The organism is Mesorhizobium sp. C399B, from assembly GCF_030323185.1.
In the GTDB taxonomy this organism is placed as follows: Bacteria; Pseudomonadota; Alphaproteobacteria; order Rhizobiales; family Rhizobiaceae; genus Mesorhizobium.
On sequence record NZ_CP100472.1, the window covers coordinates 3,300,521 to 3,312,445 of the forward strand.

Genomic DNA, 11,925 nt, shown 5'->3' on the forward strand with positions numbered 1-11,925 from the left:
TGCCTGACTGTACGGGGCGGGTTTGCCGAATGCGTGACCGTCCCCGCAAAATCGAAGTGATCCTATGCCGACCGCGCCAACACTTGAACTTCGCCGCTATTCGCGCCTGAAAAATTTGCGGGAGCGCGCAGAACGCCAGGGTGCTGCATTGCAGTTCTGGGCGCGCACGGCATCGCTCGCCGTGATCTCCTGCTTCTTTTCGTTGATCAGCCGCTGGGATGCCTCGCTGCTCTTCGTGCTCGCAGGCCTCGTGCTGTTCCAGCTCGTCGGCCTGATCCAGTTTCGCTTTGCGCGCCGTCGCAACGCGCCATGGTGGATCGGTTACCTCGTCGGTACGCTGGACATCATTCTGTTGACCGTTCTGCTGGTAACGCCCAACCCGTTTGCCCAAGAGGTCGCGCCGGCCGCGATGCAACTGCGCGAGGGCAGCTTCAAATTCCTGCTGATTTTCGTATGCCTTGGCGCGCTGACCCTTTCGACGCGATTGGCGCTCTATCTCGGCGCGCTCGCGGCCTTGACGTGGACGATCGGGGTGGGATGGGTGGTTTTTCATGCGGGAACCGTCATTCCGGCAACGAACCTCTATTCGCTGCCGATGACAGAGCGACTGAATCTCTATCTCAACCCCAATTTCGTCGATACGTTCGCGCAGGCGACCAATGTGTTGGTTGTCCTGATTATCGGCGCGATCATGGCGCTGGTCGTCTCCCGTTCCCGGCATCTGTCGGAAGACTATGTCAAGGCGGAGCGCGCCCGCGCCAATCTCGCCCGGCATTTTTCGCCCAATGTCGTCGACCAGCTCGCCACGGATGACGAGCCCTTCGGCCCGGTCCGCCGGCAGGATATCGCGGTGCTGTTCGCCGACATCGTCGGCTTCACACACTATTCCGAGGATCATCCGGCCGAAGCAGTGTTCGAACTTCTGCGTCAGTTCCACCGTCGCATGGAGCAGGTCGTTTTCGACCACCACGGCACCGTCGACAACTATATCGGCGATTGCATCATGGCGACCTTCGGGGTTCCGCAAGCCAGCCATGACGACGCGACCAGGGCCATCCAGTGCGCTGAAGCGATGATCGCCGCTCTCGAGGACTGGAATGTCCAGCGTGTGTCCAGGGGATATCCGCCGCTGGACGTCCGGATCGGTGCACAATATGGAGCAGTCGTCCTCGGCGCGGTCGGCAGCGAGCGCAATCTGTCCTTCGCGGTGGTGGGCGACACCGTCAACGTCGCCAGCCGTTTGCAGGCGCTCTGCCGTGAGCTTCAGGCGAATATTTGCTTTGGGTCACGACTGGTTGAGGCCGCGAAGGCGGAATCGCCCGCGACACAGTTGAATGCGCGCGATCATGGACCGGTTAGCATCCGCGGCCGGGACGAACCGGTCCATGTCTGGGTCGAACACAGAGCCGAAAACCAGGGCGCTATTGCGGTTTCGGCGTGATGCAGGCCGCCATGTGAGACGCCTGCACCTCATGACTCAGGCCGAAGCCATCACGTGTCTGAGGCGATTGCGCCAGCCTTCGCGGCTGCGGCGTCGGTGCCTGCCTTGTCCTCCCAGGTCACCGCCCGGTAGTCGAACCCAAATTCCAGCGTCGGTTTCACGATGCGGAAGAAGGGCGACAGGTCGAAGTCGCGCGGCGTGTAGAGCGAGTGGTGGCGGATGTGCAGGATTTCGCGGCGCGAATAGTTCGACTGCGCCGAGGCGCGGCCGGGCGCGCGGGTGATCTCGGGCAGGATCGGGTAGCGGATCTCGCCATAGGCTTCGGCGATCAGCGTCGAGCAGATGGCGCGCGTCGGATCGCCGGAACCGAAAGCCAGCATGCGGCGGCGCCAGCGCACCGGCACCGGTGGCGTCGGCAGGAAAAAGCGCAGCATGTCGAAGATGTTCTTGAGATCGTATTTCAGGCCGAGCTTGCCGATCATGAAGGCGACGACATGGTCGCGGTCTTCCGGGGTCAGCCCGCTCGCCCGGCAGATACGGGTGTTGTAGGTGCGGTAGCGCGACAGCGGCACGGCGACACAGCCTTCGCCGAGCGTCACTTCGATCAGCCGACGCCGTTCCGATCCGTCCTCCGGTTCGGACAAGGCATCGCCGACATAGAAGGCGGCGTGCGACCAGGTCGACTGTGTCAGGTATTTGATCGCCGCCGAGATCTTCTGGTTGCCTTCGATGAGCAGGATGTCGCCGGGCTCGAGCGTGCGCCGCAACGTCTCGGCATCGGACGGCGTGTAGGGCTCATAGCCCGAGGATTCGTCCTGCAGCCGGCCGGCAAGCCAGCGGCCAAGGCGGTCGAGAATCGTGTCGCGCGGCGCGGTCATGGCAAAGTGTGACTAGCACGAGGTGACGCCCTCGGCCATGATCAACCGACCGGGACCTCTTCCGACAATGCCGGGCCGGCGAGGTCGTCGCGCGCATTGCGTGCGAGCTTCTTCGTCGAGCGCTTGGGGCTGTCGCCGAACAGCTCGGCCGCTCCGGCGAGGCAGCTCTTCTTCAGGCTTTTTTCCGAGCGCTTCAAAAGCTTGCCAAGAAGCCTTGTGTCCTGCGCATCGCCGAGCGGCTCACCGTCGGCCTCGATCAACACGCGCATGACGAAGACGTCGTGCAGTTCGCCGAGCCTTTCACCCAGTTCGTCGACCGCCTTGCGCCGCACCTTGATCGGCGTCGGCCACAGCCGGCCGAGCAGCGAAAGATGCATCGAGTGGGTCTTGGCCGCCTTACGCAGATCGTGGAAATCCTCGGCTCCTCCGTGGGATCCGGCCTTGTCCAGCGCCTTCCTGGCCCGGCGCAAGGTCTTGCGAGCGCCTTCCGCAAGCACATCGGCTGCATGCTCAGGCAGATCGGGGAGCAGCAGCCGCTCGATCCGGATCAGGCCTTCCTCGCAGGCGGCCGTGGCCGCGCCTATGGCGGCGTCGAGACCAGCCCCGGCATGGATTTCATGCTGGCGGGCGATAAGCCGGTCGCGCACGCTGTCGAGGCCGCCGCCGGCAACCTGCTCGGGAAAGGCGGCTGCCAGCCGGTCGACGGTCTCGACCAGCGCGGTCGCCTCGCGCGGCCCGGCAAGCAGCGCCGCCACCTGACGGTAGCATTGGTTCTCAGTCCGACAGAATGTTTCATTTCCGGAACGGACCAGCCGCAGCAAGGCGCGCGCGCTCTTCAGCCGCTTGCGGCATTTGTGCAATGCCTGCTCCGGCTGGTCGCGCGCGACGGCCAGATGGGCAAGCGCCTTGCCGATCTCCTCGCCAAGGATACGCCTGACCTCGCCGGTCAGCGGCAGGCGCGGATCGATGCGAAAGCTCATGCGGCGATCTCCGGAATCCCCCTAGAGCATGATGCCGAAAAGTGTGAAGCGGTTTTCGGACGACATCATGCTCCATCTCTTTTGATTTAGAGCCGGATTCCGATTTTAGGTCGACCCGACCTAAAATCATCCGGCTCTAGGGCGAGCGACGCGTTGTAAAATCTCTGCTCGCCGGTCACTTCGCGGCCGAGCCAATCAGGCAGCATTTCGTCAGGTACATCCTCCGGCGTCTCCAGTTCGGCCACCACAAGGCCGGCTAGGATCCCGCCGAAAACATCGACTTCGTAGAGATAGCCGCGATGCCTAACATGGTGGCGTGTCTTCTCGATGACATGTCCGATGGCGAAGGCCAGCATCTCCTCAGCATCAGTCAGAGGAATTTCATATTCGTATTCGTCGCGCTCGCGGATCTTGCTGCCGAATTTGAGCGTCAGCTTCGCCGAACTGCCGTCGCTGATGCGCACGCGCACGGTGCGGCCAGGTGCTGCGGCAAGATAGAACTGGCGAATGCGTATATTCGCCTCGGCCATTTCTAGCCATTCGGCGCTGGAGACCAGGAACTTGCGTTCGACTTCCTTGCCCATGGCCGCGCACTAAAGCGTCTGCGGCGCGACATGGCAAGCGGCCGTAGACAATCAATTTGACTTTAATCAATCGTTTGATTAAACAGGCCACATGATCAAATCCGCGCCCAACAAAATGCCTCGCCAGGAGACATCGCCCGCCGAGCAGACGCGCGCCGCACTGGTGCTGGCCGCGCTCAAACTGTTTGGGCGGCAGGGCTTCGACGGCACCTCGACGCGCGAGATCGCGGCGGAGGCGAAGGCCAACATCGGCTCCATCGCCTATCATTTCGGCGGCAAGGAAGGGCTGCGCGGGGCCGCCGCCGACCACATCGTTGAGACCATCCAGGCGGTTGCCGGCCAGGCGCTCGGCGGCATGCAGCTGCAAGGTCAAGCCAGTTCAGAGACGGCGCGGGCGCAGCTCTCGACCGCATTGGAGCGGATGGTAGGATTTGTCGTCGCCAGGCCGGAGGCGGGCGAGATCGTACAATTCGTACTTAGAGAGTTGTCGCATCCGACGGCCGCCCTCGACCGCATCTATGACGGGGTGTTCGAACCGACGCATCGCCGCCTCTGCCAGATCTGGGAACAGGCGACGGGCGAGCCGGCCGAAAGCGAGGCCACCAAGCTCGTGGTCTTCACGCTGATCGGCCAGGTCATCTATTTCCGCATCGGCCGCGAAGCAGTGATGCGTCGTATGGGCTGGCGCGAGATCGGTAACACCGAAGCCGCCAAGGTGGTGGCGGCGGTCACAAGCAATCTTGGCGCCATACTGGCGGCCCGAAATCCGGTCGCCCGCAAGGAGGGCAAGCGATGAGTTTTCTCTGTTCCCTGCCGCTCGCAGCCCAGCTGTTCGGCGCCTGCGCGCCGGCAGCGCCGCTTGCCGTCGGCTATGTCGAGGGCGACTATGTCTTGCTGGCGCCGATCGAAGTGGCGCAGGTCGAGACCGTCGCGGTCAAGCGCGGCGACCGTGTTGTATCAGGCACGCCGGTGGTGACTCTCGAAAGCGCCGACGCAAAAATCGCCGTCGCCCAGGCAGAGGCCGCGCTCGCCCAGGCGCAGGCGCAGCTGGCCGACCTGCAGATCGGCAAGCGGCCGGAGGAGATCGCGGTGCTGAAGGCCGAGGTCGACATGGCCAAGGCCCAGGCCACGGATGCCAAGCGCAAATACGACCGCGCCGCCGACCTGTTCAAGCGCGGTGCCGGCACGCAGGCCGACTACGACACCGCCGCCGCGACGCTGGAGACCGCCAATGCGCAGGTCGGCCAGGCGCAGGCCAACCTCGCCGTCGGCGGTCTGCCTGCGCGTCCCGAAACGATCAAGGCGGCAGACAATCAGGTCAAACAGGCACAGTCGGCGTTGAAGCAGGCTGAGTGGCGGCTATCGAAGCGCGTGCTGGCGGCACCCTCGCCCGGCCGCATCAATGACGTCATCCGCAATCCCGGCGACACCGCCGGTCCGACCGCGCCTGTCATTTCGATGTTGCCGGACGGTGCGGTAAAGCTCAGCGTCTATGTCCCGGAAAGTGCGTTCTCGTCGATCAAGGTCGGCACGCTGCTTGTCGTCCATTGCGACGGCTGCGGGCCGGAGGTGAAGGCGCGCGTCAGCTATGTCTCGCCCGACCCGGAATTCACCCCGCCGGTGATCTACTCGCTCGAGAACCGGCAGAAGCTGGTCTACCTCGTCGAGGCGCGGCCTGAGGGCAAGGCGCAAGCGCTGCAGCCGGGACAGATCGTCGATGTCGAGCTGGCGGCCTCCGCAAAATGAACGCCATCGACGTTCATGGCCTGGTCAAGCGTTTCGGCGACAAGACTGTCGTCGACCATGTGACGATGACGGTGGCCGAGGGCGAGATCGTCGGCTTTCTCGGGCCCAACGGGTCCGGCAAGACGACGACCATCCGCATCATGTGCGGCCTGCTGACGCCCGACGAGGGCGAAGGTACGGTGCTGGGTTTCAACATCCGCACCGAGTCGCTCCGCATCAAGCGCGAAGTCGGCTACATGACGCAGAAATTCTCGTTCTACGAGGATTTGACGATAGGCGAGAATCTCGAATTCGTGGCGCGGCTCTACCGGCTGAAGCCGGTCGAGGAGCATGTGTCGAAGACGCTGGAAGAGCTTGGCCTGACGAGCCGCCGCGACCAGCTCGCCGGCACGCTGTCGGGCGGCTGGAAGCAGCGGCTGGCACTGGCCGCCTGCATCATGCACAAGCCGAAGCTGCTGCTGCTCGACGAGCCGACCGCCGGCGTCGATCCGAAGGCGCGGCGCGAATTCTGGGACGAGATCCACCGGCTGGCGAGCGGCGGTCTGACCGTGCTGGTCTCCACCCATTACATGGACGAGGCCGAGCGCTGCCACCGCATCAGCTACATCTCCTACGGCAAGATGCTGGCCACCGGCACGGTGGACGAGGTGGTGACGAATGCCGGTCTGACCACCTTCGTGCTGCAGGGACCGCGCCTCGACCAGGTCGCCGATGCACTCAGGGACCGGCCCGGCGTCGACCAGGTGGCGCCGTTCGGCGCGACGCTGCATGTCGTCGGCTCCGACAAGGCAAAGCTCGAAAAGGCGCTCGCCGATGTCGAGAAGGAGCACAAGGGCGTCAGCGTAAAACCCGGCGAGACCAGCCTCGAGGACGTCTTCATCCAGTTCATGTCCGGCTCGAAGGACAATATGGCATGAACAGCGTCTTCTCCTTCGCCAGGCTCGGTGCGCTGCTGATCAAGGAATTCATCCAGATGCGGCGCGACCGCATCACCTTCGCCATGATGCTGGGCGTGCCGCTTTTGCAGCTGGTGCTGTTCGGCTACGCCATCAACAACGATCCCAAAAGCCTGCCTGCCGCACTGGTGGCGACCAGCAACGACCCCTACACCCGCGCCATTGTCGCGGCCCTGCAGACCACCGGCTACTACCGCTTCGACCATGTCGCGCAAAGTGCCGAGGATGCTGAATTCCTGATGGCGCGCGGCGATGTCGCCTTCGTCGTCACCATCCCGGCCGATTTCGGCCGCCGGGTAGAGCGCGGCGACAATCCGCAGATCCTGATCGAGGCCGACGCAACCGACCCGGCCGCCGCCAGCGGCGCCATCTCGACGCTAAGCAAAGTGGCCAGCCAGGCGCTGCTTCGGGCGCAAGGCATGCAGGAGGCGGCGAGTGAGGCCGCCAGGGGCCAGCTCGATGTGGTGGTGCACCAGCGCTACAATCCGGAAGGCATCTCGCAATACAACATCGTGCCCGGCCTGCTCGGCGTCATCCTGCAGATGACCCTGGTGATGATGACCTCGATCGCGCTGACCCGCGAGACCGAGCGCGGCACTATGGAAAACCTGCTCGCCATGCCGTCCAGCCCGTTCGAGATCATGCTGGGCAAGGTGCTGCCCTATCTGGTGGTCGGCGGCGTCCAGGTGGTCGTCGTGCTGGCGGCGTCGAAGCTTCTGTTCGCCATTCCTTTCACCGGCTCGATGTCGCTGCTGCTTACAGCCGTATTGGTGTTCGTGCTGGCGCTGGTGCTGCTTGGCTACACCATCTCGACCATCGCCCGCACGCAGATGCAGGCGCTGCAGCTGACCTTCTTCTTCTTCCTGCCGTCGATCCTTTTGTCCGGCTTCATGTTCCCCTATCGCGGCATGCCGGGCTGGGCGCAGACCTTCGGCGAGATTTTTCCGCTGACGCATTTTCTGCGCATCACCCGCGCGGTGATGCTGAAGGGCGCCGAACTGCCGGCGGTTGCGGGCGAGATCGCCTGGCTGGTCGGGTTCGTGGCCTTGTTTGCCGGCGTCGCATTGGTGCGGTTCAGGCGCACGCTCGACTGAGCGTTCAGGAATTGAGCGATCGCGGACCGCTGACGAACGGACTGCCCCTGACATAGAACCGCAGCGGGCGGTCCGCATCCTTCGTGATGCCGATGCGGATGCCTTGGCCGATGTCGCCGGCCTGATGCTCGTCGGCTGCCAGCCGTAGCGGGCCTTGGCGGCACAGATCGAGGCCGTCCAGCGAACGGTCGATCCGCAATGCCTGGGCGAGCCGCCCCGGCCCGCGCGCCAGGTCGCGCAGGCGCTCCACGCCCCGGTTCAGCCGCATGATGGCGATGCCTTCGAGCGGCTCCAGCGCCCGGATCAGCACGCCGGTGCCGGTGCCCGGCCCCTCGCTCGAGACATTGAGCATCCAGGAGACCCCATAGGCGAGGTAGACGTAGGCGTGTCCGGGCCCGAGGAACAGCGAACGGTTGCGCGGCGTCATGCCGCGATAGCCGTGCCCGGCGGCGTCGCCGGTGACATAGGCCTCGGTCTCGACGATACGGCCGCTGACGATGCCTTCCGGCAGCTCCCGCACCACGAGCTTGCCGATGAGATAGCGGGCGAGATCGGCCGTATCATCAGGCAGTTCGGCACGATCGAGCGGATGGTGGCCGGTCATGCTACCGCCGCCGTGTTTCAAGGTATCCGTTCGACCCATTGCGCGCGCGACTGCCCCGGCTCGAACGGATCGCCGAAATACCGGGTCTCGCGAACCACCTTGCCATCGACGAACTCCATGATGCTCACCGTATAGGACGGAATCCCGTCATAGGTCAGGACATATTCGGTGATCCAGAGGTCGCCTGACCCGGTGATCCGCCGCACGGCAAAGCGCTTCCGGTTGGGCTGCGTGGCGCGCGACGACTGGATGTTGTGCCGTCCGCTGATGCGCTCGCCTGATTGCGGATAATCGAGCACCGCGTCCTCGCGATAGATCTGATGCTCCGTCTCGAGATCATTGGCATCGGAGGCAGCCCAATGGCGCTCGAGAGCCGCCCTTATCTCAGCGTCTGCCATATCGGTTCTCAGGCCGCGGCCATGATCTCGGCATAGGTGGTGAAATCGACATTGCCGCCTGACAGCACGACGGCGACGCATTTGCCCGACAGTTCGATCTCGCCTGACGAGAGCGCCGCCAGCGCCACGCAGCCGCCGGGTTCGACCACCAGCTTGAGATGGGCCATGGCGTCGCGCACCGCCTGTGCGGCCGCCTTGTCGGAGACGGCGATGGCGCCGGCGAGGTTCTTGCGGTTGATCTCGAAGGTGATGGCACCGGGCTCTGCGGTGAGGATGGCATCGCAGATCGAACTGTGGCCGGGCTCGTTGGAAACCCTTTTTCCTTCGATCAGCGAGCGGCGGGTGTCGTCGAAATGCTCGGGCTCAACGGCCCAGACTGCTGTGGCCGGCGAGGCATCCTTGACGGCGATCGAAATGCCGCTCGTCAGGCCGCCGCCTCCACAGGGAATGACGACCGCATCGAGGCTGACGCCGAGCGCTTTTGCCTGGCGCATCAGTTCGAGACCGATCGTGCCCTGGCCGGCGATGATGGCCGGATCGTCGAAAGGAGGCACCAGCACCATGCCCTTGTCCATGTAGGGTCGCACCACCGTCATGCGGTCGTCGCGAAAGCGGTCGAACGGCACCACTTCTGCGCCCATCTTGCGAACATTGGCGATCTTCATCGCCGGCGCGTCGGCCGGCATGGCAATGACCGCCTTGACGCCGAACATGGCAGCCGCCGCGGCGACGCCCTGAGCATGATTGCCTGAGGAGAAGGCGACGACGCCGCGGCTGCGCTCTTCTTCGCTCAGCGAAGACAGTTTGTTGTAGGCGCCGCGGAATTTGAACGAGCCGGTGCGCTGCAGCGTCTCCGGCTTGAACAGGATGCGGCCGCCGAAGCGTTTGTTGAGTTCCAGCGATTCGATCAAGGTCGTATCGGCGATCAGGCCGGAGAGCCGCGCGGCGGCGGCATGGATGTCGGCGATGCCGGGAAGCGTGGTCATGGCGAAGTCCTGAAAGGGATGAGATCGGCGCATGGTGCACGCAAAGGCAGGCCACGCACCAATGAAAAAATGTGACCGTTACAAAGTTTGGCGGGCATGAGCGGCGACGAGGGTCAAACTGGCCCACCTCTCCCGCCTTTATCCGCCGGGCCGTATCGGCTAAGGGCGGGGGAGCAGAATCCCGGACCGCCAGACATGACCGCCAAGACAAAACCCCTGTTCCTCGGTATCGACACCGGTGGCACCTATACCGATGCCGTGCTGTGGTCGGAACAAGGCGGGCCAAAAGGCAAGGTGCTGGCTAAGGCCAAGGCGCTGACCACGCGGCACGATCTTGCCGTCGGCATTTCCGGCGCGGTCGATGCGGTGCTGGGAAAATCGGCCACCGATCCGGCCGCGATCAAACTCGTGTCGATGTCGACGACGCTCGCCACCAATGCGCTGGTCGAGGGCCAGGGTGGGCGTGTGGCGCTCATCATGATCGGCTTTACCGGGGCCGACCTTGCGCGCGACGGGCTGAAGACGGCGCTCGGCACCGATCCGGTGGTGTTTTGTCCGGGCGGCCATGACGTGCACGGCAATGCGGCCAAGCTCGATCTGTCGGGGCTGGAAGCAGCACTCCCTGAACTCGGCGCCTCGGTGTCGGGCTTTGCCGTGTGCGCCTATTTCGCCACCCGCAACCCGGCGCATGAACTCGCCGCGCGCGACCTCATCCGCGAAAAGACCGGCCTGCCGGTGACCGCCAGCCATGAATTGTCGGCCAAGCTCGGCGGTCCGCGTCGCGCGCTCACCACCTTGCTCAACGCCAGGCTGATCTCGATGATCGACCGGCTGGTGGCGGCAACCGAAGGATTTTTGGAAGCCCGCAACATCGCAGCGCCCTTGATGGTGGTGCGCGGCGATGGCGCGCTGGTTTCGGCGGCGTTTGCCCGCCAGCGGCCGATCGAGACCATCCTCTCCGGCCCGGCCGCCAGCCTGGTCGGCGCCCGCCACATGACGGGCCTGGACAACGCCATGGTGTCGGACATTGGCGGCACCACCACCGATGTCGCCGTGCTCGACGGCGGCCGTCCTCGGCTCGATCCCGAAGGCGCCACCGTCGGCGGCTTCCGCACCATGGTCGAGGCGGTCGCCATGCGCACTTTCGGCCTCGGCGGCGATTCCGAAGTGGCACTGGAAGATGGCGCGCTCAACCCGAAAATCCTGCTCGGGCCGCGCCGCCTGGTGCCGCTGGCGCTGGCCGGCATGATGCATGGTGTTTCCGTGACATCGGAGCTCGAGCGCCAGCTCAGGGCGCCCAACCCCGGCCGCATGGACGGCCGCTTTGCGCTGCGCACGGGCGTGCCGGACAGGCTCGCCGCCGGCCTGACCGCGCCCGAGGCGAAACTGTATGAACTCATTGGTGCCGTGCCGCTCGCCATCGACAGGCTGCTCACCTCGAACGCCCAGAACGCCACGCTGAACCGGCTGGTCTCGCGCGGTCTTGTGCATATCTCGGGCTTCACCCCTTCGGACGCCGCCCATGTGCTCGGCAAGCAGGCCAACTGGGACCCGCTTGCGGCCCGGCTCGGCGCCGAACTGTTTGCCCGCAAGCGCGACGGCCGCGGCCAGTACATCGCGCCGTCTCCGGAGGTGATTTCCGAACGCGTGCTGCTGACGCTGACGCGCTGGTCGGCCGAATACATTCTGGAGACCGCCTTTGCCGAAGACGGGCTGGATGGCGCCGCCACCGTCGCGCATGCGCTGGTGCAGCGCGCCGTCGATTCCCATCCCGGCATCGCAAGGCTCAGCGTCGCGCTCGATCGTCCGGTCATCGGCCTCGGCGCCTCGGCGCCGCTGCACTATGCCGGCTTGGCCGAGCTGGTCGGTAATGAGTGCGTTGTGCCGGAGGATACCGACGTCGCCAACGCACTCGGCGCCGTCGTCGGCCAGGTCCGCGTCTCGGCCGAAGCCCGCGTCAGCCAGCCTAAGGAAGGTTTGTTTCGTTTGGCGTCGGGGCAAACGGTGCGCGACTTCACGGACGAGGCCGAGGCGATCGCGGCAGCGGAGGCTGATGTGCGGGCGATCGTAGCCGCGCGCGCGAAGGATGCCGGCACGGATAATGCCGAGATCGACGTTTCGACCGAGTTCAAGGTGTCTACGGTTGAGGCCCAACGGATGTTTATCGAAGCGCATGTGGTGGCGGTTGCATCGGGTCGGCCGAGGATTGCGGTTTAGGTGATCTCCCCCACGAGGGGAGAGATCAGCAGCTTCAAATT

12 protein-coding genes are annotated in these 11,925 nt (G+C 64.7%); 6 read left to right on the forward strand and 6 right to left on the reverse strand.

Translation table 11 applies throughout. The annotated features are described in order from the left end of the window. The first annotated feature begins 64 nt into the window (after nt 1–64). Nucleotides 65–1,441, forward strand: a complete 1,377-nt coding sequence (locus NLY36_RS15900) for an adenylate/guanylate cyclase domain-containing protein (protein WP_023696065.1) — start codon at nt 65–67, stop codon at nt 1,439–1,441. Between the two features lie 50 nt (nt 1,442–1,491). Here NLY36_RS15900 and NLY36_RS15905 read toward each other — a convergent pair whose 3' ends face one another. The 3 genes from NLY36_RS15905 to NLY36_RS15915 all read right to left on the reverse strand — a co-directional run bounded on the left by NLY36_RS15905 (nt 1,492) and on the right by NLY36_RS15915 (nt 3,883). Next, nucleotides 1,492–2,319 (reverse strand): C40 family peptidase, encoded by an 828-nt coding sequence (locus NLY36_RS15905; protein WP_023696064.1) that lies wholly within the window; start codon nt 2,317–2,319, stop codon nt 1,492–1,494. A 41-nt stretch (nt 2,320–2,360) separates the two neighbouring features. Continuing rightward, a complete protein-coding gene (locus NLY36_RS15910) occupies nt 2,361–3,299 on the reverse strand; it encodes a CHAD domain-containing protein (RefSeq protein ID WP_023736969.1) in 939 nt (312 codons plus the stop codon). Nucleotides 3,300–3,385: 86 nt separating this feature from the next. Further along, nucleotides 3,386–3,883, reverse strand: a complete 498-nt coding sequence (locus tag NLY36_RS15915) for a CYTH domain-containing protein (protein WP_023681278.1) — start codon at nt 3,881–3,883, stop codon at nt 3,386–3,388. A gap of 91 nt (nt 3,884–3,974) precedes the next feature. On the opposite strand from NLY36_RS15915, the gene NLY36_RS15920 reads away from it, so the two are divergent. The 4 genes from NLY36_RS15920 to NLY36_RS15935 are packed head-to-tail and all read left to right on the forward strand — an operon-like array spanning nt 3,975 to nt 7,679. Next, a complete protein-coding gene (locus NLY36_RS15920) occupies nt 3,975–4,679 on the forward strand; it encodes a CerR family C-terminal domain-containing protein (protein ID WP_023687507.1) in 705 nt (234 codons plus the stop codon). Then, the gene (locus NLY36_RS15925; protein ID WP_023687506.1) at nt 4,676–5,629 is read left to right on the forward strand and encodes an HlyD family secretion protein; all 954 of its coding nucleotides are present in this window, start codon (nt 4,676–4,678) and stop codon (nt 5,627–5,629) included. The genes NLY36_RS15920 and NLY36_RS15925 overlap by 4 nt, the downstream gene beginning before the upstream one ends. Then, nucleotides 5,626–6,546, forward strand: coding sequence for an ABC transporter ATP-binding protein (locus tag NLY36_RS15930; RefSeq protein ID WP_023696063.1), 921 nt, complete (start codon nt 5,626–5,628; stop codon nt 6,544–6,546). The genes NLY36_RS15925 and NLY36_RS15930 overlap by 4 nt, the downstream gene beginning before the upstream one ends. After that, the gene (locus NLY36_RS15935; protein ID WP_023696062.1) at nt 6,543–7,679 is read left to right on the forward strand and encodes an ABC transporter permease; all 1,137 of its coding nucleotides are present in this window, start codon (nt 6,543–6,545) and stop codon (nt 7,677–7,679) included. Before NLY36_RS15930 ends, NLY36_RS15935 begins: the two co-directional genes overlap by 4 nt. A 4-nt stretch (nt 7,680–7,683) precedes the next feature. Here NLY36_RS15935 and NLY36_RS15940 read toward each other — a convergent pair whose 3' ends face one another. Genes NLY36_RS15940 through NLY36_RS15950 form a run of 3 tightly spaced genes read right to left on the reverse strand, consistent with a single transcriptional unit; the run spans nt 7,684 to nt 9,667 of the window. Continuing rightward, complete coding sequence (locus NLY36_RS15940; protein WP_023696061.1) at nt 7,684–8,283, reverse strand: DNA-3-methyladenine glycosylase; 600 nt, start codon at nt 8,281–8,283, stop codon at nt 7,684–7,686. Between the two features lie 17 nt (nt 8,284–8,300). Further along, nucleotides 8,301–8,681: a nuclear transport factor 2 family protein gene (locus NLY36_RS15945; RefSeq protein ID WP_023696060.1), complete on the reverse strand. Its 381-nt coding sequence runs from the start codon at nt 8,679–8,681 to the stop codon at nt 8,301–8,303. An 8-nt stretch (nt 8,682–8,689) separates the two neighbouring features. After that, nucleotides 8,690–9,667, reverse strand: a complete 978-nt coding sequence (locus NLY36_RS15950) for a threonine ammonia-lyase (protein ID WP_023736968.1) — start codon at nt 9,665–9,667, stop codon at nt 8,690–8,692. A 195-nt stretch (nt 9,668–9,862) separates the two neighbouring features. Between NLY36_RS15950 and NLY36_RS15955 the strand changes: the two genes are divergently transcribed. After that, complete coding sequence (locus NLY36_RS15955; protein WP_023736967.1) at nt 9,863–11,884, forward strand: hydantoinase/oxoprolinase N-terminal domain-containing protein; 2,022 nt, start codon at nt 9,863–9,865, stop codon at nt 11,882–11,884. Nucleotides 11,885–11,925: the final 41 nt, after the last annotated feature.